Raw genomic sequence first — 25,711 nt, 5'->3', positions numbered from 1 at the left:
AAATCTGGTAGGCGCGATTGGACTCGAACCAACGACCCCCACCATGTCAAGGTGGTGCTCTAACCAACTGAGCTACGCGCCTGCTAAGAGCGCCGAATTATAGGCGCTTTCCTGGCTGTGTCAAACCTTTTTTGGCTTTAAGCCGAATTACGCGGATGCATCCCCATCAGGCGGCACTCCATGCGGCGAGAAAGCGCTTCCAGTGCTCGCCTTCCAGCCGCTCGAGCGTATCCCGCACGACACGAACCTCGGCCTCCCAAGCAGCAAGGTCGAGTTGCCCGCGCATGCGCTGGAAGCGCAAGTAGACGAGGTAGGTATTCACCACGTCGGTTTCGCAATAGTCGCGGATCTCGGCGATCCGCCCTTCCTGCCAGGCCTGCCACACCGCGCCGCCGTCCATGCCCAGTTTGCCCGGATAGCCCATCAGCTTCGCGAGATCGTCCAGCGGGGCATTGGCGCGCGGCTGATACAGCGCGAGGACATCCATCAGGTCGAGGTGGCGCGTGTGGTAACGGCTGATGTAGTTGTTCCACTTGAAGTCGCGCGAGTCGCCAAAGTCCCCGTCGCCCAGGTCCCAATAGCGAGGTGCCGCCACACCGTGCAGCATGCCCCTGTAATGCAGCACGGGAAGATCGAAACCGCCGCCGTTCCAGGACACGAGTTGGGGTGTAAACCGCTCCACGCCGTCAAAGAAACGCTGGATGATCTGCGCCTCGTTGGCCTGGGGCTCGGACAGCGAAAACACCCTGAATTGATCTGCATCCCTCATTGCGCACGAGATCGTTACAACGCGCTGGAGGTGATGGGGCAGAAAGTCCGTTCCGTTCGTCGCCCGCCGCTGCTGGAAAGCAAACTCCGCGACCTCGAAGTCGGACAAGTCCGGGGGCAAATCATTGAGGACGCGGATGCCTGCCACGTCCGGAATCGTCTCGATGTCGAACACCAGTACCGGCACGCGCATTTCCTTTTTCTAGCGGCCAGCTTGCCCGGCCTGCCCGCTCAGGCGGGGAACACCCCGGTGGAGAGATAACGGTCGCCGCGGTCGCAGATCACCGAAACGATCACCGCGTTTTCGACCTGTGCCGCGATACGCAGGGCGACATGCATCGCACCGCCGGACGAAATGCCGGCAAAGAGCCCCTCTTCGCGCGCCAACCGCCGGGTCATCTCCTCCGCATCGGCCTGGCTGACGTACTCCAGGCTGTCCACCGACTCGCGGTGATAGATCGCCGGAAGATAGGCTTCGGGCCATTTGCGGATTCCCGGAATCTGGGATCCCTCCTCCGGCTGGCACCCGACGATCCGGATCGCCGGGTTCATCTCCTTGAGGAATCGGGACGTACCCATGATGGTCCCCGTCGTACCCATGCTGCTGACGAAATGAGTGATGCGTCCCGCCGTCTGCTCCCACAACTCGGGCCCGGTTCCTTCGTAGTGGGCGAGCGGATTGTCGGGGTTGGCGAACTGGTCAAGGATGATGCCCTTGCCTTCGTCGCGCATCTTCTCGGCGACGTCACGCGCCATCTCCATGCCGCCCTCCTTGGGCGTCAGCACGAGTTCGGCCCCGAAAGCGCGCATCGTCTGCCGGCGCTCGACGCTCTGGTTCTCGGGCATCACCAGGATCATCCGGTAGCCGCGCATCGCCGCCGCCATGGCAAGCGCGATGCCGGTATTACCGCTGGTCGCCTCGATGAGCGTGTCGCCAGGCTTGATGTCGCCCCGTGCCTCTGCGCGGACGACCATGGACAACGCCGGCCGGTCCTTCACCGATCCCGCCGGATTGTTACCCTCGAGCTTGGCGAGAATGACGTTGTTATGCCCCGCGGTGATCCGCTTCATGCGCACCAGCGGGGTCTTGCCGACGTAGTCCTCGAGCGTCTTGAATTCCATTTCTCGCATTTCCGCTACTGTGACCGATGGTGCCGCAACCGATGCAAGCGCCGCGCCAGGCACTCGTTCCCGCACTGCTACGGAAGGCCAGGGCTGCCGACTGTCGCAGCCGCTGCAATCCCCAACCAATGTCGCATCCGGAACAAGACGCCGTCAGCGGCGCCCCATCCCGAAATACTCGATCCCCTCGCTGCGCAGGACCGCGGGGTCGTACATGTTGCGGCCGTCGAAGATCACCGGCTGCTTGAGCAGCGCTCGGATACGCTCGAAGTCGGGGCTGCGGAACTCCTTCCACTCCGTCACGATGACCAGCGCGTCCGCCGCTTCGAGCGCATCCATCGGGCGCTCTGCGTAGCTCAGGCGCGCATCGACACCGAAGATGCGCCGCGCCTCGTCCATGGCGACCGGATCGTAGACGCAGACCGAAGCGCCGCGCCCCAGCAACTCACCCAGCACCACGCGGCTGGGGGCTTCGCGCATGTCATCGGTATTGGGCTTGAACGCCAGGCCCCACACCGCAAACCGGCGCCCGGCCAGATTTTCACCAAAACGCGAAACGACTTTGTCGACCAGACGCAACTTCTGGGCATCGTTTACCGCTTCGACCGCATTCAACAGCAAAAGGTCGTGCCCATGCTCCGCGCCGGTACGCACCAGCGCCTTCACGTCCTTGGGGAAGCAGGAACCGCCGTAGCCGCAGCCGGCATACAGGAAGTGCCACCCGATACGGGGGTCCGAGCCAATGCCCTGACGGACCAGTTCAATGTCAGCCCCCAGGGTTTCGGCAAGATTGGCAAGTTCGTTCATGAAGCTGATGCGGGTGGCCAGCATCGCGTTGGCCGCGTACTTGGTGAGTTCCGCGCTGCGCACGTCCATCACCAGCAGCTTTTCGTGGTTGCGCTGGAACGGGCCGTAGAGTTGCCGCATCAGCTCGACCGCGCGCTCGTCATCGGCGCCGACGATGATCCGGTCCGGACGCATGAAGTCCTCTACTGCGGCGCCTTCTTTCAGGAACTCCGGGTTGGACACCACGCTGTACGCGAGCGTGCTGCCACGCACGGCAAGTTCCTCGGCCACCGCCGCCCGCACCTTGTCACCCGTGCCCACCGGAACGGTCGACTTGTCCACAATCACGCGGTAGCCATCCATATGGCGACCGATGTTGCGGGCGGCCGCGAGCACGTACTGCAGGTCGGCCGAGCCATCCTCGTCCGGCGGCGTCCCGACCGCGATGAACTGTATGACGCCGTGCCGCGCGGCGCGCTCGACATCCGTCGTAAAGGACAGGCGCCCCGCCGCAACGTTGCGCCGGACGACGTCGAGCAAGCCCGGCTCGTGAATCGGGATGCCGCCCTCCTCGAGGATGCGGATCTTGTCCGGGTCGACATCCAGGCACAGTACGTCATTGCCCACATCGGCAAGACAAGCGCCGCTCACCAGACCGACATAACCGGTTCCGACTACCGTAACTTTCATGCAACCCCCGATTCAGATTGGATTCCGCCGGCCCGGTCCGTCCGCGCCCGCCCTGCGATATTGAAGCGAGACGATGACAGACTCACCCGTGCCCCTGCCCCGCGAGCGAAGCGTGGGTCACGGCTCCAGGTCGAACTCCTCGGTGCGCCGCGGCGGATAGGTTTCCCAGCCACCGCACGCTGGACAATGCCAATGGAACTGCCGCGCCTTGAACCCGCAGGACTCGCAGCGGTATCGCGCAACCTTTCGCGTGTGTCCGTGAATCAACTGTTTCACCAGTTCTATGTCGCCGCGCTGCTCCGCGGGCGCGGCGAGCAACGCCGCCTCCAGCAGCTTGTCCAGCCCGAGCAGGGTCGGGTTGCGGCGTAATTCTTCTCGCACCAGGTCGTAGGCCGCCTTTGGCCCGAGTTTCTCGATTTCCCACTGGAACAACTCGTCCAGCAGGTCAAGAGAGGCATGGCGGTCCAGCCACGAGCGCAGCAACATATGGCCCTGCTCGACGCGACCAAGGCGTCCATAGGCATCCATCACCCGCTCCGCGGCAAGCGAAAGATAGACCGGGTCCTGGCTTTCGATCCGCTTCCATGCCTCAAGCGCATCCTCGTCGCGTCCCTGCGCGGCGTACAGATCACCTTCGATCAGACTGGCGCGGACGCAACTGCGGTTGATCGCCAAGGCCTCGTCAATGTGGCGGCGCACATCCGGAAAGCGCGAATCCGCGAGCGCGGTGGTGGCGAGTTCGCAATGAAAGCTCGCCACTTCCTTGCGCCACATCGCCTCTTCGTGGTCCGGCAGTGCGCGCGCGATCTCGATCGCCTTCGCCCAGTCCTTTTCCTGCTGGTAGATCTCGAGCAGGTAGCGCAAGGCCACATCGTTGGCGCGCGTGTCTCGCAACTTGAGGAACACGGTCTCGGCGCGATCGAGCAAGCCGGCCTTGAGAAAGTCCTGCCCCAGCTCCCCCAGCGCCTGCAGGCGCTGGTCCTCGTTCAGGTCATCCCGGTCGACCAGCAACTGGTGGAGGCGAATGGCGCGATCGGTTTCTCCGCGGCGGCGAAAAAGGCTCCCGAGCGCGAAGTGCAGTTCGACCGTCTGCGGGTCGATCCGCACCGCCTCGATGAACGCGTCGATCGCCTTGTCAGGCTGCTCGTTCAGCAGGAAATTGAGCCCGGCCAGATAGGAGCGCGGCAAGGCACGGGACTCCTGCACGACCTGACGGATGTCGATCCGCGCGGCAAGCCATCCGAGCGCAAAGAAGAGCGGCAGCGCAAGCAGCCACCAGAACTCGATTTCCATATTGTTCTTAAAGGGTTTCCGGTGCCTGTGCGTCAGTCGCCGGCGGCGACGCGCTGCCCTGGCTGCGCTCCGCGCGTACGAGTTGCCGGCGGAGCCGCGAAATCTCGCGCCGCTGCCGCAACAGGGACGCAAAGGTAGCGGTGATACCCAGCAGCGCTCCCGCCGAGAAGCTCACCAGGATCACGAATACGACCGGGAGTTGCCATTCCCCGCCGAAAAAGAAACGCAGGCTCGCGAGGTGATCGTTCTTGACCGCGAACCCGAACAGCAGGAAGAAAAGCAGGAAACGGAGCAACCACATGACGATGCGCATAGGCCGGCATTATCCCCGAGCAGGTCGCAAAAAAGAAGGCGGCCTCAGCCGCCTTCCTTCCAATGACATCCAAAAGCGATTACCGCGCGGTCACTCGACGATATCGACCCGCTCCCGCAGCTCCTTGCCCGCCTTGAAATGCGGAACGTACTTCTCCGGCACGTGAACCTTCTCTCCCGACTTCGGATTGCGTCCGACGCGGGGCGGCCGGTAGTTGAGCGCGAAGCTTCCAAAACCGCGGATTTCGATGCGATCCCCGCGCGCAAGCGCGTCGGACATCGCATCGAGAATCATCTTGACCGCGTAATCGGCATCCTTTGCGACCAGTTGCGGAAAACGCGCCGCAAGCTGGGCGATCAGCTCCGATTTGGTCATGATCGGCCAGTTACTGCTTTTGTTCGTTCAGCTTGGCCTTCAACAGCGCGCCGAGGTTGGTGGTACCGGACGCAGCAGAGCTTTCGGAAGCCAGCTTCTGCATGGCTTCGGTCTGCTCGGCCTGGTCCTTGGCGCGGATGGACAGGTTGATCGAACGGGTCTTGCGATCCACGTTGATGATCATAAGCTCGAGCTCGTCGCCTTCCTTCAGCATCGTGGTGAGATCGTCCACACGGTGCGGGGCGGCTTCGGAGGCGCGCAGATAGCCTTCGACTTCGTCACCCAGGCCGATCACGGCACCACGGGCATCCACCGACTTCACGGTGCCACGGACGAGGCTGTTCTTCTCGTGGGTGGCGATGAAGTTGGTGAAGGGGTCGCCTTCCAGCTGCTTGATGCCCAGCGAGATGCGCTCGCGCTCGACGTCGATCGCCAGCACGACGGCTTCGACTTCGTCGCCCTTCTTGAACTTGCGCACGGCGTCTTCGCCGGACTCGCTCCAGGACAGGTCGGACAGGTGCACCAGGCCGTCGATGCCGCCATCCAGGCCGATGAACACGCCGAAGTCGGTGATCGACTTGATCTGGCCGCGGACCTTGTCACCCTTCTTGTGGTTGATCGCGAAATCGTCCCACGGGTTGGAGGCGCACTGCTTCATGCCCAGCGAGATGCGGCGACGGTCTTCGTCGATCTCGAGAATCATCACTTCGACTTCGTCGCCCAACTGGACAACCTTGGTCGGGTGGATGTTCTTGTTGGTCCAGTCCATTTCGGACACGTGCACCAAGCCTTCGATGCCCTGCTCGACTTCAACGAACGCGCCGTAGTCGGTGATGTTGGTGACCTTGCCGAACAGGCGGGTACCCTGCGGGTAACGACGCGAGATGCCGACCCACGGATCTTCGCCCAGCTGCTTGAGACCCAGCGAAACGCGGTTCTTCTCCTGGTCGAACTTGAGCACCTTGGCTTCGATTTCGTCGCCGACATTGAGCACTTCGGACGGGTGACGCACACGACGCCAGGCCAGGTCGGTGATGTGCAGCAGGCCGTCGATGCCGCCCAGATCCACGAACGCGCCGTAGTCGGTGATGTTCTTGACCACACCCTTGACGACGGTGCCTTCCTTGAGGTTTTCGAGCAGCTTCTGACGCTCTTCACCCATCGACTCTTCAAGCACGGCGCGGCGCGACACGACCACGTTGTTGCGCTTGCGGTCGAGCTTGATGACCTTGAATTCGTATTCCTTGCCTTCGTACGGCGAGGTGTCCTTGACCGGACGCATGTCGACCAGCGAACCCGGCAGGAAGGCGCGGATGCTGTTGGTCATGACGGTCAGACCACCCTTGACGCGACCGGAGATCACGCCCTTCACCAGGGTACCTTCGTTGAGCGCCTTCTCGAGGTCGTTCCACGCGGCGATGCGCTTGGCCTTGTCGCGCGACAGGCGGGTTTCGCCGTAGCCATCTTCCAGGGCTTCGATCGCCACGTGGATGAAGTCGCCCGGGTTCACTTCGAGTTCGCCGCGGTCGTTGCGGAACTCGTCGATGGGCACGTAGCTCTCGGACTTCAGGCCGGCATTGACGACCACGAAGTTCTGGTCGATGCGGACGACTTCGGCCGTGATGACTTCACCGGCGCGCATTTCCTGCAGCGCAAGGCTTTCTTCGAAAAGAGCGGCGAAACTTTCCTGGGTGGAAACGGGGGTGGCAGTGGACATAAAGAAAAAACCCGGCACCGGCCCGAAGGACGGCGTTAAGTGGAAATTGAAAAAACGCACACGCGGAGCACTTGCTCCGGTATGCGGCTGCAGCCTTCAGCGGTTAATTTGCTCCCCGCAACCCGTGATCCCGAACAAGATCGAGCACGAAAGTCACGGCCTGCTCGACGTCCCTGTCGGTCGTATCAAGCAGCGCGGCGTCAGGCAACTTCTGCAAGGGCGCCACGGTCCGGGCCGCGTCGCGCGCGTCCCGCTCCCGCAGGTCCTGCATAAGGCTTTCCATGTTAGCAGCCAAACCCTTGCCGATCAACTGCTTATAGCGGCGTTCGGCACGGGCCTCCACTGAGGCGGTGAGGAAGATCTTGACGCTCGCGTCGGGAAAGATCACCGAACCGATGTCGCGACCTTCCGCAACCAGCCCGGGGCCCTGGCGATAGTCGCGCTGACGGCCGAGCAAGGCGGCACGCACCGCGGGAAGAACCGCGACTTTGGACGCGCCGGCGGAACACTGCTCGCTGCGGATCGCGTCGGTGACGTCGTCGGTGCCCAGCCAGACGCGTTCGCCTTCGAAACGCGCAGGAAGATCGCCGGCGATGGCGGCCAGCGCCACCTCGTCGTCCAGGTCGATGCCGCTGCGCTCCGCGCTCAGTGCCACGAGCCGGTAGAGCGACCCGCTGTCGAGGTGATGCCAGCCGAGGGCGGCCGCGACACGCGCACCAACCGTCCCCTTGCCCGACGCCGACGGCCCGTCGATCGCCACAACGGGAACCGGCGCGGCCACGGTGGCGAAAGCCTCGAAGTAGGACGGAAAGGTCTTGTTCACGCAGCGCGGATCGTTGATGCGGACGCGGCAGCCGCCGAGGCTGACGAGCGAAAAGCACATCGCCATGCGGTGATCGTCGTAGGTGTCGATTGCGGCCGGACGCAACACCGCAGGCGGCATGACCCGCAGGTAGTCCGCCCCCTCTTCCACCTCCGCTCCAACCTTGCGCAACTCGGTCGCCATCGCAGCGATGCGATCGGTCTCCTTGACCCGCCAGCTCGCGATATTGCGCAGCGTGCACGGGCCGTCGGCGAACAGCGCGGCCACGGCCAGCGTCATCGCCGCATCGGGGATGTGGTTGAGGTCGAGATCGAATGCACGCAAGCGGCCGCCCGCCGGCGCGGCCGCCTCGATCCAGTTGTCGCCCACGGTAATGACCGCGCCGAGCTGAGCCAGCGCGTCGGCGAAGCGGACGTCGCCCTGGATGCTGTCCCGGCCGACCCCTTCGACGCGGACCGGCCCACCGCCGATCGCACCGGCAGCGAGGAAATAGGATGCCGAGGACGCGTCGCCTTCGACGTACAAGACGCCGGGGCTGCGGTAGCGCGCCCCGCCGGGAACGGTGAAACGCTGCCAGTCCTCGCGCACGACATCGACCCCGAAGCGCGCCATCAGGTCGAGCGTGATCGCGATATACGGCTTGGAAATCAGTTCGCCCACCACCTCGATCGTCGTCTCGACCCCGGTCAGCGGCAAGGCCATCAGCAGTGCGGTCAGGAACTGGCTGGAAACATCGCCCCTGACCTTCAGCAAGCCCCCCGGCCGGATCGTGGCCGGACGGATGTGCAGCGGCGGAAAGCCCTCGTTGCCGACGTATTCGATATCGGCCCCGGCCTGGCGCAGCGCATCCACCAGGTCACCGATCGGGCGCTCATGCATCCGGGCCACACCGGACAGGCGATAGTCCCCCCCCGACAGCGCCAGCGCTGCCGTCAAGGGACGGAAGGCGGTGCCGGCATTGCCGAGGAAAAGATCGCCCTTCTTGACCGGAAACGGGCCGCCGACGCCGTGCACACGGTAGTTTTCGGTGCCTTCCTCGCGCGACCAGCGCACGCCGAGCGCCTGCAGCGCTTCCAGCATGCGCTCGACGTCGTCGGAGGCAAGCAGGTCGCGGATGTCGGTTTCGCCCTCGGCGAGCGCGGCGAGCAGCAGGCTGCGGTTCGAGATGCTCTTCGAGCCGGGCAAACGCACCTGCCCGCGCGCGGCGAGCATGGGCGGCAGATCGAGAAATTCCATGGTCATTCCGCGGTAGAAGGGGGCGGGAACTGCGCGGCCCATGCGTCGCGCGCGCGTCGCGCCTCGCCGAACAGCTGTTCCAGCCGGGTGCCGTCGCCCGCCAGCAAGAGCGCGCGCAGGTAGGCAAGTTCGGCCAGGTACTGGTCGAGTTCGGCCAGCAAGGCCTGCCGGTTGGCGAGGCAGATGTCGCGCCACATCTCCGGATGGCTGCCGGCGATGCGGGTGAAGTCGCGAAAGCCGCTGGCAGCGTGGGAGAACAGCAACTCGGCGTTGGCGCGCCCCGCCAGGTCGTGCACCAGACCGAACGCGAGAAGGTGCGGCAGATGACTGACGGCGGCGAAGACGCGGTCGTGATCCTGCGGCGACATCTCGACCACGGTGGCGCCGCAGGCTGTCCAGGCGGCGCGCACGCGCTCGACCGCGTCCGGTCTGTTCTCGGGCAGCGGCGTCACCACTACCTTCTTGCCCCGGTACAGCGTCGGAAAGCCGGCTTCCACGCCGCTCTTTTCCGCGCCCGCGATCGGGTGGGCGGGCACGACGGTGGCGAGATGGGGGTCGAGGCGGCGATAGACCGCTTCGATCACGTCGCGCTTGGTGCTGCCCGCATCGGTCACGATGGTGCCGGGCTGCAGGTGGGGCGCCATGGCTTCCATGATTGCGTCGAGCTGGCCGACCGGCGTGGCGAGCAACACGAAGTCCGCGCCGTCGAGCGCGTCGCGCCAGCCGGAGGCGATTTCGTCGATCACGCCCAGTTCCACGGCGCGCGCAAGGGTGGCCGGATTACGGCCCACACCGACGACGCGTTCCACCGCGCCGGCCTGCTTCAGCGCGAGCGCGAAAGATCCGCCGATGAGGCCGACGCCGCAGACGACGAGCTTGCCGATCAAGGCCATGGACCGCTCCGCCGCTCAGCCCAGCGCGTTGCGCAGCGCGGTGATGAAGCGGGCGTTCTCCTCGGGCAGCCCGATCGAGACCCGCAGCCATTCCGGCATGCCGTAGCCGGCGATCGGACGCACGATCACACCCTGGCGCAGCAGCGCGAGGTTGACCGCCGCGGCGTCGCCCACGCGCACGGTGACGAAGTTGCCGGCGGACGGAATCCACTCCAGCCCCAGGCTGGCGAACGCGTCAGTGAGCTGCTGCTTGCCGCGGCGGTTGATGTCGGCGGTACGTGCGACGAAATCGTCGTCACCCAGCGCGGCCTCGGCCGCCGCCAGCGCCACCGCGGACACGTTGAAGGGCTGGCGCACACGGTTCATCAGATCGGCCACGTCGGGGTGGGCGATGGCATACCCCACCCGCAGCCCGGCCAGGCCGTAGGCCTTGCACAGCGTGCGCGACACCAGGAGGTTGGGGAACCGCGCAAGCCAGGCCAGCGAGTCGTAGCGCTGCTCGGGTTCGAGGAACTCGGTGTAGGCCTCGTCCAGCACCACCAGCACGTCTTCGGGCACCTTGGCGAGGAAGGCCTCGAGTGCGGCACCGCCAACGAAGGTGCCGGTGGGATTGTTCGGATTGGCGATGAACACGATGCGGGTGTCGGGCGCGATGGCCGCGGCCATCGCGTCGAGGTCGTGCCCGTAGGCCTGTGCCGGCACCTGGATGCAGCGCGCGCCGCGGGCATTGGTGGCGAGCGGATAGACCGCGAAGGAGTACTGCGAGAACACGGCCGAAGTACCGGGCGCAAGGAAGGTCTGCGCGGCGATCTCGAGCACGTCGTTGGAACCGTTGCCGATGACGAGCTGCGCCGCATCCACGCCGAACTTGCGTGCCAGCGCCGCCTTCAGCGCAAAGGCGCCGCCGTCCGGATAGCGAAAGGCCTCGCGGATTGCCGCTTCGGCCGCGGCACGCGCCTTCGCGCCCATACCGAGCGGATTCTCGTTGGAGGCGAGCTTGACGATGTCGGCTTCTGGAAGGCCCATCTCGCGGGCGAGTTCGGAGATCGGCTTGCCCGGCTGGTAGGGCTGGATGGAACGGATGTAGGCAGGCGCGCGGCTGGCTACGCTCATGGCAGACTCCTGAAAGTTCAGATCGCGGCGACCGGGTAGGAGCCCAGCACCTTGACGAAGGCGGCGCGCTCGTTCAGCTCGCGCAGCGCGGCGGCCACCGCGGCATCGGTCTGATGCCCCTGGATGTCGACGTAGAACACGTATTCCCACAAGCCACTGCGCGCCGGGCGCGACTCGAGCTTGCTCATGTCGACGCCGTGGCGCGCCAGCGGTTCGAGCAGCGCGTGCATCGCCCCGGGGCGGTTCTGCGCAGAACACACCAGCGACGTCTTGTCGTTGCCGGACGGCCCTGCATCATGGCTGGCGATGACGAGGAAACGCGTCGTGTTGTTGGGGTCGTCCTCGATGTTGGTGGCGAGCTTGTTGAGGCCGTACAGCTCGGCCGCGGCCTCGCCGGCGATTGCGCACGATTCGGGATCTTCCGCCGCCAGCCGCGCCGCCTCGGCGTTGCTCGCCACCGGGATGCGCGGCAGATGGGCCAGGTTGCGGTTGAGCCACTCGTGGCACTGCGCCAGCGACTGCGCGTGCGAATACAGGCGCTTCGCGCCGCCGATGCCCTCGGCGCGCGACAGCAGGTTCTGGTGGATGCGCAGCTTGACCTCGCCGCACACCTTCAGCGGATTGGCCAGCAGCAAATCCAGCGTGCCGCCGACCGCGCCCTCGGTGGAGTTCTCCACCGGCACCACGCCATAGTCCGCATTGCCCGACTCGACCGCGCGGAACACCTCGTCGATCGACGGCGTCGGCAGGAAGTTGGGGGCCGCGCCGAAATGCTTGCGGCTCGCACTTTCCGAGAAGGTGCCAGCGGGGCCGAGATAAGCCACCTTCAGCGGCTGCTCAAGACCCAGGCAGGCCGACATGATTTCACGGAAGATCTTCTGCACCGCGACGTCGGGCAGCGGTCCGCCATTGAGGTCCGCCAGCCGGCGCAGCACCTGGGCCTCGCGTTCCGGCCGGTAGATGTTGCCGTGCTTGATCTCGCCCACGCGCTGCGCACAACGCGCGCGCTCGGCAAGGCGGGCAAGGATTTCCTCGTCCAGACGGTCGATCTGGTTACGCAGGTTCAGGAGTTCGTCGCTCATGGGTACCGGCTCCGCTTATCCGTGGCGAAGCGCGAAGTCGCGCATGTAATCGACCAGCGCCTGCACGCCTTCGAGCGGCATCGCGTTGTAGATCGAGGCGCGCATGCCGCCCACCGACTTGTGACCCTTCAGCTGCACCAGGCCGGCATCCTTGGCGCCCGCCAGGAAGCGGTCGTTGAGCGATTCGTCCTTGAGGAAGAAGGGCACGTTCATGCGCGAGCGGCAGGCCGGATCGATGCGGTTCTCGTAGAACGGACAGTCGTCGAGGAAGCCGTACAACAGTTCCGCCTTGGCGATGTTCTGCGCTTCGATGCCGGCGACGCCGCCCTTGCGCTTGAGCCACTGGAACACGAGGCCAGCGATGTAGATGGCATAGGTAGGCGGGGTGTTGTACATCGAGCCGTTGTCGGCCACGGTGCGGTAGTCGAAGGCCGTGGGGCAGAACGGCGCGGCGCGCCCGAGCAGGTCGTCGCGGACGATGACGATCGTGAGCCCGGCAGGACCGATGTTCTTCTGCGCACCGCCGAACAGCAGGCCGTACTTGGTCACGTCGAACGGGCGCGACAGGATGTGCGAGGACACGTCGGCCACCACCGGCACCTCGGCGCGGCCGATCCGGGCCAGATCGGGCTCGAACGGATACTCGACGCCGCCGATGGTCTCGTTGGTGCAGGTGAAGAGGTAGGACGGGCGCGCCGACAGCTTCCACTCGCTCATCGGCGGCACCGTGGTGTAGCCGCTCGCCTCCGAGGTCGCGGCGATATTGACCTCGCCGTACTTGCGTGCCTCCTTCTGCGACTTCACCGACCACGAGCCGGTGACCACGTAGTCCGCACGCTTCTCCTCGCCCATCAGGTTCATCGGGATGATCGCGTTCTCGGCGATCGCCCCGCCCTGCATGAACAGCACGCGGTAGTTGGCCGGAATCGCCATCAGCTCGCGCAGGTCGGCCTCGGCCTGCTCGGCGATCGACACGAACTCCTTGCTGCGGTGGCTCATTTCCATGACGCCGACGCCGGCGCCGCGCCAGTCGAGCATCTCCTCGGCGGCCTGCTGCAGCACCTCGGCGGGCAGCGCGGCCGGACCGGCCGCGAAATTCCAGACGCGTGTCATTCCTGTTCTCCTTCACCCGCGGCGCCCGGCGCGCCGGCATTCTCGCCGTCCGCGGCGCCCTCTTCGCCACCTTCCACCAGTTCGTCCGCCTCGGCACCGGACTCGGCCACCTTCTCGATCCCGGCCAGGTACGTGCCCTCATCGAGGTTGATCAGCGTCACGCCCTGGGTGGCGCGGCCAAGCTCGCGGATGTCCTGCACCTTGGTGCGGATCAGCACTGCACCGGTGGAGATCAGCATCACCTCGTCGGTCGGATCGACCAGCACCGCGCCGACCAGCTTGCCGTTGCGGTCCGAGGTCTGGATTGCGATCATGCCCTTGGTGCCGCGGCCGTGGCGGGTGTATTCCGCCACCGGGGTGCGCTTGCCATAACCGTTTTCGGTAGCCGTCAGCACCGACTGGGTTTCGCCCTTGGCGACCAGCATCGCGATCACGCGCTGGCCGTCTTCCAGCGTCATGCCGCGCACGCCGCGCGCTTCGCGGCCCATCGGGCGCACGTCGCTCTCGGCAAAGCGCACGGCCTTGCCGGCGTCGGAGAACAGCATCACGTCGCATTCACCGTCGGTGATCGCGACGCCGATCAGGTGGTCGCCGTCATCGAGGTTGACCGCGATGATGCCGGCCTTGCGCGGGTTGGCGAAAGCGGTGAGCGCAGTCTTCTTGACCGTGCCTTCCGAAGTGGCCATGAACACGAAATGCTCTTCATCGAAGGTCTGCACCGGCAGCACCGCGGTGATCTTCTCGCCCTCGATCAACGGGAACAGGTTCACGATCGGCTTGCCGCGCGAGTTGCGGGTGCCTTCGGGCACCTCGTACACCTTCAGCCAGTAGGCGCGGCCGCGGCTGGAGAAGCACAGCACGGTGTCGTGGGTATTGGCGACGAAGAGGTGGTCGATGAAGTCCTCGTCCTTCATCGAGGTGGCCTGCTTGCCGCGGCCGCCGCGGCGCTGGGCGCGGTAGTCGGCGAGCGGCTGGCGCTTGAAGTAACCGGTGTGCGACAGCGTCACCACCATGTCTTCCGGCGTGATCAGGTCCTCGATGTTGATCTCGGCGGTGCTGAGCACGATCTCGGAACGGCGCGGATCGCCGAACTGGTTGCGGATCGCGGTCAGCTCCTCGACGATGATCGCGGTGATGCGCTCGGGGCGGGCCAGGATGTCGAGCAGGTCGGTGATGAGATCCATCACCTCGCGGTACTCGCCGACGATCTTGTCCTGTTCGAGGCCGGTCAGGCGCTGCAGGCGCAGTTCCAGGATGGCCTGGGCCTGGGCGTCGGACAGCTTGTAACCCTGGGCCGAGAAGCCGAACTCGGGGTCCAGCCCTTCCGGGCGGTAGCTGTCGGCGAGCGCGCGCGACAGCATTTCTTCCACCAGCGGCGAGCGCCACGTGCGCTCCATCAGGCCGCGCTTGGCATCCGCCGGCGTCGGCGCGGCCTTGATCAGCGCGATGATCTCGTCCACGTTGGACAGCGCCACCGCCAGGCCTTCGAGGATGTGGCCGCGGTCGCGCGCCTTCTTCAGTTCGAAGATGGTGCGGCGGGTGACGACCTCGCGCCGGTGCTCGAGGAAGCACACCAGCATTTGCTTGAGGTTGAGCAGGCGGGGCTTGCCGTCCACCAGCGCCACCATGTTCATGCCGAAGGTGTCCTGCAGCTGGGTGTGCTTGTACAGGTTGTTGAGCACCACCTCGGGCATCTCGTTGCGCTTCAGTTCGATCACCACGCGCATGCCGGACTTGTCCGACTCGTCGCGGATCTCGCTGATGCCCTCGACCTTCTTTTCGTTGACCAGCTCGGCGATGCGCTCCAGCAGGGTGCGCTTGTTCACCTGGTAGGGCAGCTCGTCGACGATGATGGCTTCGCGGTCGCTGTTCTTGCCGATCGGCTCGATATGGGTGCGGGCGCGCATCACCACCCGGCCGCGGCCGGTGCGATAGCCTTCGTGCACGCCGTGCAGGCCGTAGATCAGACCCGCGGTGGGGAAGTCGGGCGCCTTGACGATTTCGATCAGCGCTTCGAGGTCGGTTTCCGGATCTTCGAGCAGCTTGAGACAGGCATCGACCACTTCACCCAGGTTGTGCGGCGGGATGTTGGTCGCCATGCCGACCGCGATACCGGAGGAACCGTTGATCAGCAGATTGGGGATGCGGGCCGGCAGGATCAGCGGCTCTTTTTCGGAGCCGTCGTAGTTCGGCCCGAAATCCACCGTTTCCTTGTCGATGTCGGCCAGCAGTTCGTGGCCGATGCGCGCCATGCGGATTTCGGTGTAACGCATCGCCGCGGCGTTGTCGCCGTCGACCGAGCCGAAGTTGCCCTGGCCATCGACCAGCATGTAGCGCAGCGAGAAATCCTGCGCCATGCGCACGATGGTGTCGTACACCGCCGAGTCGCCATGCGGGTGGTACTTACCGATGACGTCGCCGACGATACGCGCCGACTTCTTGTAGGCGCGGTTCCAGTCGTTGGAAAGCTCGTGCATCGCGTACAGCACCCGGCGGTGCACCGGCTTCAGGCCGTCGCGCGCATCGGGCAGCGCCCGCCCCACGATCACGCTCATGGCGTAATCCAGGTAGGAGTGGCGCATTTCCTCCTCGAGGCTGATCGGCAGCGTTTCCTTGGCGAACTGTGTCATGCTCGAAGGCGGTCAGACCCGCGTAACCCAAAAGGGAGAGATGTTACCACGCCCCCTTGCGGCATTCCGGTCGGCGGGTCGCTGACAGGCCCGCCGTCAACGCGCGATCAGCCTTCGCCGGCCAACAGCCGCCTTGCATCCTCGCGCCAGTACCCCAGCGCGCTGTAGTAGCCCTCCCACACGCACCCATTGCAGCCACGGCCGCAGCACGTCGTGGGCGGCGCAGGCGGCGGGCGCAGCGAGAGCCCGGCACATTCAAGCCGCCCCCGGATCGCGGCGACCGCGGCCTCGGCATCGGCCAGCGTACGCACGGGCGCCGTGAAGGGATCGGAGGGCTTAACGGAAGGCGGCATGGCGGCAGGCGGCGCAAAAGCCGCGATTATCGCGCCCCGCCGCCCGCGCGCATTTTTTTCGTTGATGCGCTTGAAAACCGCCGGACCGCCCCCAAGTAGCCGCCCATCCCTGAGAAAACAACACGGAGCACACCCGATGCCGGATCCCACCCAGAACCCGAACGTCACGCCGGAACTCGAGCAGCACGCCGCACCGGAAGCCGCCGCCGAGGCCGCTCCGGAAAGCAGCGCCGACGTGATGCCCAGCCTGGAAGAGACCCTGCGCCAGGCCGAACTCAAGGCCGCCGAACACTACGACGCCTGGCTGCGGGCCAAGGCGGAGGGCGAGAACATCCGCCGCCGCGCGCAGGAGGACATTGCCAAGGCGACGAAGTTTGCTGCCGAGAAGTTCGCCAGCGCGATGGTGCCGGTGAAGGACAGCCTCGAAGCCGCGCTCGCGGTCGAGAACCAGACCGTCGAAAAACTGCGCGAAGGCGTGGAACTGACGCTCAAGCAGCTGGTTTCCGCGTTCGAAGGCGCTGGCCTGGCAGAAGAAAACCCGCTCGGCCAGAAGTTCGACCCGAACAAGCATCAGGCGATCAGCGCGATCGAAGCCGAAGGCGAACCCAACACCGTGATCAACGTGCTGCAGAAGGGCTATCTGCTGCACGAACGCGTCGTGCGCCCGGCGCTGGTGGTGGTCTCCAAGGCCAAGGCCCAGTAAGGACAGCGGGCGCGGCAGCGGCTTGAAACCGCCGCGAACCACCCCATATTCGACTCAGACCTCGCCGGCCGCCGCGCCGGCGATCCACGGATTCAGAACATAAAGGACATCATCATGGGCAAGATCATCGGTATCGACCTCGGCACCACCAACAGCTGCGTTTCCGTCATGGAAGGCGGCAAGCCGAAGGTCATCGAAAACTCGGAAGGCGCGCGCACCACCCCGTCGGTGGTCGCTTACGCGGAAGACGGCGAGATCCTGGTCGGCGCGCCGGCCAAGCGCCAGGCGGTCACCAACGCACGCAACACGCTGTTCGCGGTCAAGCGCCTGATCGGCCGCCGCTTCGAAGAAAAGGAAGTGCAGAAGGACATCGACCTGATGCCCTACACCATCGCCAAGGCCGACAACGGTGACGCCTGGGTGGAAGTGCGCGGCAAGAAGATCGCCCCGCCGCAGGTTTCGGCCGAAGTGCTGCGCAAGATGAAGAAGACCGCCGAAGACTACCTCGGCGAAGAAGTGACCGAAGCCGTCATCACCGTGCCGGCCTACTTCAACGACAGCCAGCGCCAGGCCACCAAGGACGCCGGCCGCATCGCCGGGCTGGAAGTGAAGCGCATCATCAACGAGCCGACCGCGGCCGCGCTCGCCTTCGGCATGGACAAGAAGCCGGGCGACTCCAAGATCGCGGTGTATGACCTCGGCGGCGGCACCTTCGACATCTCCATCATCGAGATCGCCGACATCGACGGCGAGCACCAGTTCGAAGTGCTGGCCACCAACGGCGACACCTTCCTCGGCGGCGAGGACTTCGACCAGCGCATCATCGACTACATCGTCACCGAGTTCAAAAAGGAACAGGGCGTCGATCTGAAGAACGACGTGCTCGCGCTGCAGCGCCTGAAGGAAGCGGCCGAAAAGGCGAAGATCGAGCTGTCCTCGGGCTCGCAGACCGAAGTCAACCTGCCCTACATCACCGCCGACGCCACCGGACCGAAGCACCTCGCGATCAAGATCACCCGCGCCAAGTTCGAGTCGCTGGTGGAAGACCTGATCGAGCGTTCGATCGAACCCTGCCGCATCGCGCTGAAGGACGCCGGCGTCAAGGTGTCCGACATCGACGACGTGATCCTGGTCGGCGGCCAGACCCGCATGCCGAAGGTCATCGAAAAGGTGAAGGAGTTCTTCGGCAAGGAACCGCGCCGCGACGTGAACCCGGACGAAGCCGTGGCCGTGGGTGCCTCCATCCAGGGCGGCGTGCTGCAGGGCGAAGTCAAGGACGTGCTGCTGCTCGACGTTACCCCGCTGTCGCTCGGCATCGAAACCCTGGGCGGCGTGATGACCAAGCTGATCCAGAAGAACACCACCATCCCGACCAAGGCGAGCCAGGTGTTCTCCACCGCCGACGACAACCAGTCCGCGGTGACCATCCACGTGCTGCAGGGCGAGCGCGAGATGGCCTCCGGCAACAAGAGCCTGGGCCAGTTCAACCTGTCCGACATCCCGCCGGCGCCGCGCGGCATGCCGCAGATCGAGGTCACCTTCGACATCGACGCCAACGGCATCCTGCACGTATCGGCCAAGGACAAGGCCACCGGCAAGGAAAACAAGATCAAGATCCAGGCGAACTCCGGCCTGTCGGATGAAGAAGTCGAACGCATGGTGCGCGACGCCGCCGCTCACGCCGAGGAAGACAAGAAGGCGCACGAGCTGGTCGACGCCCGCAACCAGTGCGACGCGCTGATCCACTCGACCAAGAAGGCGCTGGCCGAGCACGGCGACAAGATCGGCGCCGACGACAAGGCCAAGATCGAGGCCGCGATGAAGGATGCGGAAGAAGCGATCAAGAGCGGCGACAAGGACAGCATCGAAGCCAAGAGCCAGGCGCTGGCGATGGCGAGCCAGAAACTGGGCGAAGCGATGTACGGCCAGCAGCAGGCCGAAGGCGGTGCGCAGACCGCCGGCGCGGCGGGTGGCAGCAGCAAGGCCGACGACGCCGACGTGGTCGACGCCGAATTCACCGAAGTGAAGGACAAGAAGTAAGCCTTCGCCAGTCGGTCGACCGTAGGGCCGAGCCCACGCCGGAGGCATCTGGCGGCGGCTCGGCCTTCGCATGAATTCAGCCAGAGCGACACACCATGTCCAAAAGGGATTACTACGAGGTGCTCGGCGTCAACCGCGACGCCGGGGACGACGAGATCAAGAAGGCCTATCGCAAGCTGGCCATGAAGTACCACCCGGACCGCAATCCGGACAGCAAGGAAGCCGAGGAAAAGTTCAAGGAAGCGAAGGAAGCCTACGAGGTTCTTTCCGACGCCCAGAAGAAGGCCGCCTACGACCGCTACGGTCACGCCGGGGTTGATCCGTCGATGGGCGGTGGCGGCGGCGGGCAGGGCTTCGAGGGCTTTGCCGACGCCTTCGGCGACATCTTCGGCGACCTGTTCGGCGGCCGCGGCGGTGGCGGCGGGCGCTCCAACGTCTATCGCGGCGCCGACCTGCGCTACAACCTGGAAATCTCGCTGGAAGAAGCCGCGCGCGGCGCGGAGAAGACGATCCGCATTCCCACCGTGGAAGAGTGCGGCACCTGCCACGGCAGCGGCGCCAAGCCCGGCACCCAGCCGAAGACCTGCCCCACCTGCGGCGGCGCCGGCCAGGTGCGCATCCAGCAGGGTTTCTTCTCCATCCAGCAGACCTGCCCCAAGTGTCACGGCACCGGGCGCATCATCCCCGACCCCTGCGGCGACTGCGGCGGCGCGGGCCGGGTGAAGAAGCAGAAGACGCTGGAAGTGAAGATTCCCGCCGGCATCGACGAAGGCATGCGCCTGCGCCACTCCGGCCATGGCGAGCCCGGCGTGAACGGTGGCCCTCCGGGCGACCTCTACGTCGAAATCCACATCCGCCAGCACCCGGTGTTCGAACGCGACCACGACGATCTCCACTGCGAGATGCCGATCAGCTTCGCCACCGCGGCGCTGGGCGGCGAGATCGAGATCCCGACACTGGAAGGCATGGCACGGATCAAGATTCCGGCCGAGACCCAGAGCGGCAAGGTCTTCCGCCTGCGCGGCAAGGGCATCAAGAACGTGCGTTCGCACACGCACGGCGACCTGATGTGCCACGTGGTGGTGGAAACCCCGGTGAACCTCACCGAGCGCCAGAAGGAGTTGCTGCGCGAGTTCGAGGAAGTCTCGAAGGGCGACGCCGAACGGCACAACCCGAAGGCCAAGTCCTGGATGGACAAGGTGCGCGACTTCTTCGCCACCTGAAACCACCCGATCCTCACGCCCGTCGCCGCGCCGATGCCATCCGGCTATCGGGCGGCGGCGCGGTCGGCGACTTCGCTATACTCCGCCGCTGAGGAGCGCAGCCGCTGCCGGCGGCACCGCCAGTGCGGCTGGCAGCAACAACAACGATCGCCGCTCCTCGCCACACGCTAAACCGGAGAGGAGAAAACGATGACATCCCTGCGTCTGCCCGCGCTCTTTCGCCGCGGACTCGCGTCCCTGCTCGCCGTTGCGGCGACATGCGGTGCGCCTGCCGCCTTCGCCCAGCAGGGCGTAGACGCCGACGCCATCACGCTGGGTCACACGGGCGCCCTCAGCGGCCCGCTCGCCGAACTCAACAAGGAATACCTGGCCGGCGCGAACCTGTATTTCAACCAGACCAACGAGCGCGGCGGCATCAACGGACGGCGGATCCGGCTGCTCACGCTCGACGATGCCTACGATCCCAACAAGGCGGCCGAGAACGCGCAGCGGCTGATCGAGCAGCATCAGGTTTTCGCGCTCTTCGCCTGCTTCGGCACCGGCCCCAGCCTCAAGGTCGTGCCGCTGGCCGCGGCCGCCAAAGTCCCGTTCTTCGCCCCCTACACCGGCGCGGAAGCGCTGCGCGAGCCGCTCAACCCCTACGTATTCCACGTCCGCGCGTCGTACCGGCAGGAGGTCGAGAAGGCGGTGGACCACCTCACGAAGCTGGGGGTGAAGTCGATCGGGGTTGTCCACCACGCCGACCCCTTCGGCCAGGCCGGCCTCGACGCAGCGGTCGCATCGCTCGCCAAGCGCAATCTGACGCCGGCAGTGGTCGCGCCGATCGCTTCCAGCGGTGCGGACGCGGCGGACACGGTGAAGAAGGTCGCCGCGGCAAACCCGGCCGCGGTCATCATGATCACCGCCGGCAACAGTTCCGCCGCCCTGCTGCGCGCACTGCAGCAGTCAGGCAGCCAGCCGATGCTCTACGGGCTGTCGGTGATCAGCAGCACCCAGCTCATCCGCGAACTTGGCGAGAAGGCCCACGGCCTGGTGATCGCGCAGGTGATGCCCTCGCCTTTCCGGGTCGACTATCCCTTCGTGCGCGATTACCGCCAGGCGGCCGAGAAAGCGGGCATCGCCTACTCGTACGCGTCGCTGGAGGGCTATCTCGCGGCGCGCAGTTTCGGCGAAGCCGTGCGCCGCGCCGGACGCGATCTCACCCGCGAAAAGCTGATCAGCGCACTGGAGAACATGGGCGACTGGGACGCCGGCGGCATGCGCATGGCGTTCTCGCCGCGCCGCCATGTGGGCATGGATTATGTGGACCTAACGGTGATCAGCCGCGGCAACTTCACCCGCTGACGGCGCACCGCGACTACACCACGCACCATGACAACGGCCCCGTCCAGCGGGGCCGTTGTCGTTTTCAGGCGCGGCGCCAGGTGGTGCCTCCCGCGCCGTCCTCAAGAACGATGCCCGCGGCCAGCAGTTCGGCGCGAATCCGGTCGGCCTCGGCGAAATCCTTGGCCTTCTTGGCCGCCGCGCGCGCCGCTATCCGGGCCTCGATGTCTTCCGGCCCCAGCCCGCTCGCAGCGGGCGTGCTGCCCTGCAGGAAAGCGACCGGGTCGCGCTCCAGCAGCCCGAGCACCGCGCCGAGCGCCTTCAGCTGCGCGGCCAGCAGCGGGTCGCGGCCGCGGTTGACCTCGTTCGCCAGTTCGAACAACACCGCCAACGCCTCCGCGGTATTGAAATCGTCGTCCATCGCCGCCCTGAAGCGCAGGGCATGGCTTTCGGTCCAGTCCACCGCCGCGGGGGCGGCCTCGACCGAGCGCAGCGCGGTATACAAGCGCGTCAACGCTTGGCGGGCGTCGTCCAGGTGAGCATCGGAGTAATTGAGCGGACTGCGGTAGTGGGCGCGCAGGATGAAGAAACGGACCACTTCCGCATCGTAGGTTTCGAGCACGTCGCGGATGGTGAAGAAGTTGCCGAGCGACTTCGACATCTTCTCGTCGTCCACGCGGACGAAGCCGTTGTGCATCCAGTAATTGACGAAGGCGTGGCCGTGCGCGCCTTCCGACTGCGCGATCTCGTTCTCGTGGTGCGGGAACTGCAGGTCCTGGCCGCCGCCGTGGATGTCGAAATGCTCGCCGAGCAGGTCCGAACTCATCGCCGAGCACTCGATGTGCCAGCCGGGACGGCCGCTGCCCCACGGGGACGCCCACTTGGCCTCGTCCGGCTCTTCCGCCTTGGCGTGCTTCCACAGCACGAAGTCGAGCGGGTCCTTTTTCTCGCCGGCCACCTCGACGCGCTCGCCGGCGCGCAACTCGTCCAGCGACTTGCCCGACAGCTTGCCGTAGCCCTCGAACTTGCGCACCGCGTAGCACACGTCGTGGTTGGCGGCGACGTAGGCAAGACCCTTGGCGTGCAGGCGCTCGATCAGGCTCTGCATGCTGGCCACATAGTCGGTCGCGCGCGGTTCATGATCCGGGCGCAGCACGCCCAGCGCATCCGCGTCTTCGTGCATCGCCGCGATGAAACGGTCGGTCAGCGCGCGGATCGACTCGCCATTCTCCTGCGCACGGCGGATGATCTTGTCGTCGATATCGGTGATGTTGCGCACATAGGTGACATCGAAACCACTCGCGCGCAGCCAGCGTGCCACCATGTCGAACACCACCATCACCCGCGCGTGGCCAAGGTGGCAGTAGTCGTACACCGTCATTCCGCACACATACATGCGGACCTTGCCGGGTTCGATCGGACGGAAGACTTCCTTGCTGCGGGACAGGGTGTTGTGGATCGAGAGCATGCGCTTTACCAAAAAAATCGCACAAAAAAAGCGGGTGCCTGGTGGCCCCGCCTTGCCGACGCCTAACTCGGCGGCCGTACGACGTCGGATTGTAGGAGTAGAGGGCAGTTGGTAGAATCGGGCGCTGGTCCGCGCTTCTATCCCCCTGAAAAACCTTAGCAGTATAGCACATGAAGATTCGCCTCTCCGCCGCCCTGGGCGCGCTGGCGCTGCTGCAGTTCCTCGGCGCCTCCCCCGTCTGTGCGGCTGAAGGCCCGCGGGACGTACACGCCTTGCTCCAGCAGGGCAAGGCCGCAGAAGCCTTGGTGCTTGCCACCCGGTTGGTGGAAGCACAACCCCGCGATGCCGAAGCGAGTTTCGCCCGAGGCGTCGCGCTCGCCGAACTGGGGCGGCAAGACGAGGCGATCTCGGTCTTCCTCAAGCTCACGCAGGACTTCCCGTCGCAGCCCGAGCCGTACAACAACCTCGCGGTCCTGTATGCGCAGCAGAAGCAGTACGACAAGGCGCGCGCCACGCTGGAATCGGCGCTGCGCACCCACCCCAGCTACGCCGTTGCGCACCAGAACCTCGGCGACTTGTATGCGCGCCTCGCAAGCCAGGCCTACGAAAAGGCCCTGCAGGCCGACAGCCCCCGCAGCACCGAGACGCCTACGCGGCTCGCGCTGATCACCGAACTCAAGAGCGACGCAGCCAGAACCGCTGCCGGCCCGCGCGCCAGCACCGCCGCCGCGGTGCCGCCGGCCGCACCCAAGGGACCGGCGCTCGCGGCGGCCTCGGGCTCGCCGACGATTGCCGCAGCACCGCCGACAACCGCGGTCGCGCCACCGCCGGCCGCCGCACCCGCAAAACCGGTGGCGCCGTCCGCCCCGGGCAGCGCGGCGCCGGCTGTCGCCGCCACGCCAAACTCGCCCGCAATCCCGCAGACAACCGCCGGCGCGCCGCCGCAACCGGCGGCCGCGCCCCGCGCAGCCTCCGTGCCAGTGCCGCCGGCGGCCGAAGCGCCCGCCGGCACCGCGTCCCAGCCCGGCGCCGACACGGCCGTGGCGGAACGCAAGCCGGCCGCAGCGCCCGAAAAGGCCGCGCAGGACGCGGTGCTGCGCAGCGTGCAGGGCTGGGCTCAGGCCTGGTCGCGCAAGGACGTAAAGTCCTATCTTGCGGCCTACGACAAGGACTTCGAGGTGCCCGACGGCCGCGCCCGCGCCGTATGGGAGCGCGAACGCCAGCAGCGGGTAGGCAAGGCAGGCGCGATCACGGTCGAGGTGGACAACCCGCGCATCAGCGTCAATGGCGACCGCGCCACCGTCCGCTTCCAGCAGCATTACCGCTCCAGCGGGTTCAATGGTTCGACCAACAAGACGCTGGAACTGGTCCGCCGCGGCGATCAGTGGAAGATCCGTCGCGAAACGGTGGGAGGCTGAGGATGAGCCCGCTTCACCGCCTGTGCGCCGCGCTGCTCGCGCTCGGCCTGCTTGTTCCGGGGGGCGCGGCCACGTCGGCAGGGCTCGAGCGCAAGATCAGCGACAGCGGGCCGGACGCCGCGCTGCAGGACGTTTTCCGGGAGATCGAGGCCAACCGCCTCGATGCCGCGCTCGACCGCACCGAGGCCTTGCTTGCGGTATATCCCAATTTCCGCCTCGCTCACCTCGTCAAAGGCGACCTGTTGCTGGCGCGCGCGCGCCCGCTGAAGACCTTCGGCAACATCGAAGCCGCCGGCAGCGAGGTCGAGGGACTGCGCGAAGAGGCCATCCTGCGGCTGCGGGCCTATCGCGAACGCCCGCCCACCGAGGTGGTACCACGCTACCTGATGCAGATGGGGCCGGATCAGCGCTACGCCGTGGTCGTCGACACCCGTCGCGCCCGCCTTTACGTCTATCGCAACGACAACGGCAAGCCGCGCTTCGTCGCGGACTACTACGCCAGCCACGGCAAGGCCGGCGCCGAGAAGATGCGCGAAGGCGACAACCGCACGCCGCTCGGCGTGTACCACGTCACCTCGTTCATCGAGCCCAAGCGCCTGCCCGACTTCTACGGCAGCGGCGCCTTTCCGCTCAACTACCCCAACGACTGGGACAAGCGCCTCGGCCGTACCGGCCACGGCATCTGGCTGCACGGCACCCCCAGCGACACCTATTCGCGCCCGCCCAAGGCCTCCGAAGGCTGCGTGGTGCTGACCAACCAGGATTTCACCAGCCTTTCCAGCTATGTCGAACCGGGCTCCACCCCGGTGATCATCAGCAACGAGGTCGAGTGGCTGAGCCTGGACGACTGGCAGAGCAGCCGGCGCAGCCTCAACGACGCCATCGAGCGCTGGCGGCGCGACTGGGAGAGCCTGGACGTCGATCGGCTGCTGTCCAACTACTCGCGGGAGTTCCGCAGCGACCGTTACGACCGCGACGGCTGGGCCAGGCAGAAGCGGCGCGCGGCGCAGGGCCGCGAGTGGATCAAGGTCGGCGTGGACAAGGTCAGCATGTTCCGCAACCCCGGCAAGGAAGAACTCGTCGTCGTCACCTTCGAACAGACCTACCGCAGCAACGGTCTCAACGACGTGCACCGCAAGCGTCAGTACTGGGTGCGCGAAGGCGGCGAGTGGAAGATCGTCTACGAAGGCGCCGCCTGAGCCGCCTCCCCCGCCCCACCCTTTTTCCCC

At 65.9% G+C, this 25,711-nt stretch carries 21 protein-coding genes and 1 tRNA gene; 6 read left to right on the top strand and 16 right to left on the bottom strand.

The genetic code is table 11. From position 1 onward, the window contains the following. Positions 1–5 precede the first annotated feature (5 nt). The 15 genes from dqs_RS05840 to dqs_RS20440 all read right to left on the bottom strand — a co-directional run bounded on the left by dqs_RS05840 (position 6) and on the right by dqs_RS20440 (position 16,307). A tRNA-Val gene (locus dqs_RS05840) sits at positions 6–82 on the bottom strand. Between the two features lie 84 nt (positions 83–166). Beyond that, positions 167–961 carry a 3'-5' exonuclease gene (locus dqs_RS05835; protein WP_011764812.1) on the bottom strand — a complete coding sequence of 265 codons (795 nt, stop codon included), beginning with the start codon at positions 959–961 and terminating at the stop codon, positions 167–169. Positions 962–999: 38 nt separating this feature from the next. Beyond that, positions 1,000–1,890, bottom strand: coding sequence for a cysteine synthase CysM (cysM, locus tag dqs_RS05830; RefSeq protein ID WP_011764811.1), 891 nt, complete (start codon positions 1,888–1,890; stop codon positions 1,000–1,002). 153 nt (positions 1,891–2,043) lie between these two features. After that, positions 2,044–3,366 carry a UDP-glucose dehydrogenase family protein gene (locus dqs_RS05825; protein WP_065339923.1) on the bottom strand — a complete coding sequence of 441 codons (1,323 nt, stop codon included), beginning with the start codon at positions 3,364–3,366 and terminating at the stop codon, positions 2,044–2,046. A 117-nt stretch (positions 3,367–3,483) separates the two neighbouring features. Beyond that, entirely contained in the window at positions 3,484–4,659 is a 1,176-nt protein-coding gene (gene lapB, locus dqs_RS05820) for a lipopolysaccharide assembly protein LapB (protein ID WP_011764809.1), read from the bottom strand. A 7-nt stretch (positions 4,660–4,666) separates the two neighbouring features. Further along, on the bottom strand, positions 4,667–4,972 hold the full coding sequence (locus dqs_RS05815) for a LapA family protein (protein WP_011764808.1): 306 nt from the start codon (positions 4,970–4,972) through the stop codon (positions 4,667–4,669). A 90-nt stretch (positions 4,973–5,062) separates the two neighbouring features. Next, the gene (locus dqs_RS05810) at positions 5,063–5,347 is read right to left on the bottom strand and encodes an integration host factor subunit beta (protein ID WP_011764807.1); all 285 of its coding nucleotides are present in this window, start codon (positions 5,345–5,347) and stop codon (positions 5,063–5,065) included. A 10-nt stretch (positions 5,348–5,357) separates the two neighbouring features. Continuing rightward, complete coding sequence (gene rpsA, locus dqs_RS05805; RefSeq protein WP_011764806.1) at positions 5,358–7,064, bottom strand: 30S ribosomal protein S1; 1,707 nt, start codon at positions 7,062–7,064, stop codon at positions 5,358–5,360. 103 nt (positions 7,065–7,167) lie between these two features. Next, positions 7,168–9,123: a bifunctional 3-phosphoshikimate 1-carboxyvinyltransferase/cytidylate kinase gene (locus dqs_RS05800; protein WP_065339922.1), complete on the bottom strand. Its 1,956-nt coding sequence runs from the start codon at positions 9,121–9,123 to the stop codon at positions 7,168–7,170. Positions 9,124–9,125: 2 nt separating this feature from the next. Next, a complete protein-coding gene (locus dqs_RS05795) occupies positions 9,126–10,016 on the bottom strand; it encodes a prephenate dehydrogenase (protein ID WP_065339921.1) in 891 nt (296 codons plus the stop codon). Between the two features lie 15 nt (positions 10,017–10,031). Beyond that, the gene (gene hisC, locus dqs_RS05790) at positions 10,032–11,129 is read right to left on the bottom strand and encodes a histidinol-phosphate transaminase (RefSeq protein ID WP_011764803.1); all 1,098 of its coding nucleotides are present in this window, start codon (positions 11,127–11,129) and stop codon (positions 10,032–10,034) included. Between the two features lie 17 nt (positions 11,130–11,146). Beyond that, complete coding sequence (pheA, locus tag dqs_RS05785; RefSeq protein WP_065339920.1) at positions 11,147–12,211, bottom strand: prephenate dehydratase; 1,065 nt, start codon at positions 12,209–12,211, stop codon at positions 11,147–11,149. 15 nt (positions 12,212–12,226) lie between these two features. Further along, positions 12,227–13,324, bottom strand: coding sequence for a 3-phosphoserine/phosphohydroxythreonine transaminase (gene serC, locus dqs_RS05780; protein ID WP_011764801.1), 1,098 nt, complete (start codon positions 13,322–13,324; stop codon positions 12,227–12,229). Then, complete coding sequence (gene gyrA / locus dqs_RS05775; protein ID WP_065339919.1) at positions 13,321–15,954, bottom strand: DNA gyrase subunit A; 2,634 nt, start codon at positions 15,952–15,954, stop codon at positions 13,321–13,323. Before gyrA ends, serC begins: the two co-directional genes overlap by 4 nt. Before the next feature lie 107 nt (positions 15,955–16,061). Further along, the gene (locus dqs_RS20440; RefSeq protein WP_084018255.1) at positions 16,062–16,307 is read right to left on the bottom strand and encodes an oxidoreductase-like domain-containing protein; all 246 of its coding nucleotides are present in this window, start codon (positions 16,305–16,307) and stop codon (positions 16,062–16,064) included. Positions 16,308–16,443: 136 nt separating this feature from the next. Between dqs_RS20440 and grpE the strand changes: the two genes are divergently transcribed. From grpE to dqs_RS05755, 4 genes are all read left to right on the top strand, one after another. Further along, complete coding sequence (grpE, locus tag dqs_RS05770; RefSeq protein WP_011764798.1) at positions 16,444–17,010, top strand: nucleotide exchange factor GrpE; 567 nt, start codon at positions 16,444–16,446, stop codon at positions 17,008–17,010. 114 nt (positions 17,011–17,124) lie between these two features. Next, a complete protein-coding gene (gene dnaK / locus dqs_RS05765) occupies positions 17,125–19,050 on the top strand; it encodes a molecular chaperone DnaK (RefSeq protein WP_065339918.1) in 1,926 nt (641 codons plus the stop codon). 95 nt (positions 19,051–19,145) lie between these two features. Next, a complete protein-coding gene (gene dnaJ / locus dqs_RS05760; RefSeq protein WP_065339917.1) occupies positions 19,146–20,273 on the top strand; it encodes a molecular chaperone DnaJ in 1,128 nt (375 codons plus the stop codon). Positions 20,274–20,462: 189 nt separating this feature from the next. After that, complete coding sequence (locus dqs_RS05755) at positions 20,463–21,617, top strand: ABC transporter substrate-binding protein (RefSeq protein WP_011764795.1); 1,155 nt, start codon at positions 20,463–20,465, stop codon at positions 21,615–21,617. Positions 21,618–21,681: 64 nt separating this feature from the next. Here the strand turns inward: dqs_RS05755 and cysS are convergent, their stop codons facing one another. After that, the gene (gene cysS / locus dqs_RS05750) at positions 21,682–23,064 is read right to left on the bottom strand and encodes a cysteine--tRNA ligase (RefSeq protein ID WP_011764794.1); all 1,383 of its coding nucleotides are present in this window, start codon (positions 23,062–23,064) and stop codon (positions 21,682–21,684) included. Between the two features lie 170 nt (positions 23,065–23,234). Between cysS and dqs_RS05745 the strand changes: the two genes are divergently transcribed. Together dqs_RS05745 and dqs_RS05740 are read left to right on the top strand one after the other, a co-directional pair. Beyond that, entirely contained in the window at positions 23,235–24,482 is a 1,248-nt protein-coding gene (locus dqs_RS05745) for a nuclear transport factor 2 family protein (protein WP_065339916.1), read from the top strand. A 2-nt stretch (positions 24,483–24,484) separates the two neighbouring features. Beyond that, positions 24,485–25,681, top strand: coding sequence for a L,D-transpeptidase family protein (locus tag dqs_RS05740; protein WP_011764792.1), 1,197 nt, complete (start codon positions 24,485–24,487; stop codon positions 25,679–25,681). The last annotated feature ends 30 nt before the right edge of the window (positions 25,682–25,711 follow it).

Source organism: Azoarcus olearius (assembly GCF_001682385.1).
Classification (GTDB): Bacteria; Pseudomonadota; Gammaproteobacteria; order Burkholderiales; family Rhodocyclaceae; genus Azoarcus; species Azoarcus olearius.
The sequence above is the reverse complement of the archived record's forward strand: the minus strand, read 5'-3'. Positions and strand labels throughout refer to the sequence as shown.

Bases quoted from the DNA above. Each gene is read 5' to 3' on its own strand.
- dqs_RS05835 (WP_011764812.1), bottom strand. From the start codon at position 961: ATGCGCGTGCCGGTACTGGTGTTCGACATCGAGACGATTCCGGACGTG.
- cysM (WP_011764811.1), bottom strand. From the start codon at position 1,890: ATGGAATTCAAGACGCTCGAGGACTACGTCGGCAAGACCCCGCTGGTG.
- dqs_RS05825 (WP_065339923.1), bottom strand. From the start codon at position 3,366: ATGAAAGTTACGGTAGTCGGAACCGGTTATGTCGGTCTGGTGAGCGGC.
- lapB (WP_011764809.1), bottom strand. From the start codon at position 4,659: ATGGAAATCGAGTTCTGGTGGCTGCTTGCGCTGCCGCTCTTCTTTGCG.
- dqs_RS05815 (WP_011764808.1), bottom strand. From the start codon at position 4,972: ATGCGCATCGTCATGTGGTTGCTCCGTTTCCTGCTTTTCTTCCTGCTG.
- dqs_RS05810 (WP_011764807.1), bottom strand. From the start codon at position 5,347: ATGACCAAATCGGAGCTGATCGCCCAGCTTGCGGCGCGTTTTCCGCAA.
- rpsA (WP_011764806.1), bottom strand. From the start codon at position 7,064: ATGTCCACTGCCACCCCCGTTTCCACCCAGGAAAGTTTCGCCGCTCTT.
- dqs_RS05800 (WP_065339922.1), bottom strand. From the start codon at position 9,123: ATGGAATTTCTCGATCTGCCGCCCATGCTCGCCGCGCGCGGGCAGGTG.
- dqs_RS05795 (WP_065339921.1), bottom strand. From the start codon at position 10,016: ATGGCCTTGATCGGCAAGCTCGTCGTCTGCGGCGTCGGCCTCATCGGC.
- hisC (WP_011764803.1), bottom strand. From the start codon at position 11,129: ATGAGCGTAGCCAGCCGCGCGCCTGCCTACATCCGTTCCATCCAGCCC.
- pheA (WP_065339920.1), bottom strand. From the start codon at position 12,211: ATGAGCGACGAACTCCTGAACCTGCGTAACCAGATCGACCGTCTGGAC.
- serC (WP_011764801.1), bottom strand. From the start codon at position 13,324: ATGACACGCGTCTGGAATTTCGCGGCCGGTCCGGCCGCGCTGCCCGCC.
- gyrA (WP_065339919.1), bottom strand. From the start codon at position 15,954: ATGACACAGTTCGCCAAGGAAACGCTGCCGATCAGCCTCGAGGAGGAA.
- dqs_RS20440 (WP_084018255.1), bottom strand. From the start codon at position 16,307: ATGCCGCCTTCCGTTAAGCCCTCCGATCCCTTCACGGCGCCCGTGCGT.
- grpE (WP_011764798.1), top strand. From the start codon at position 16,444: ATGCCGGATCCCACCCAGAACCCGAACGTCACGCCGGAACTCGAGCAG.
- dnaK (WP_065339918.1), top strand. From the start codon at position 17,125: ATGGGCAAGATCATCGGTATCGACCTCGGCACCACCAACAGCTGCGTT.
- dnaJ (WP_065339917.1), top strand. From the start codon at position 19,146: ATGTCCAAAAGGGATTACTACGAGGTGCTCGGCGTCAACCGCGACGCC.
- dqs_RS05755 (WP_011764795.1), top strand. From the start codon at position 20,463: ATGACATCCCTGCGTCTGCCCGCGCTCTTTCGCCGCGGACTCGCGTCC.
- cysS (WP_011764794.1), bottom strand. From the start codon at position 23,064: ATGCTCTCGATCCACAACACCCTGTCCCGCAGCAAGGAAGTCTTCCGT.
- dqs_RS05745 (WP_065339916.1), top strand. From the start codon at position 23,235: ATGAAGATTCGCCTCTCCGCCGCCCTGGGCGCGCTGGCGCTGCTGCAG.
- dqs_RS05740 (WP_011764792.1), top strand. From the start codon at position 24,485: ATGAGCCCGCTTCACCGCCTGTGCGCCGCGCTGCTCGCGCTCGGCCTG.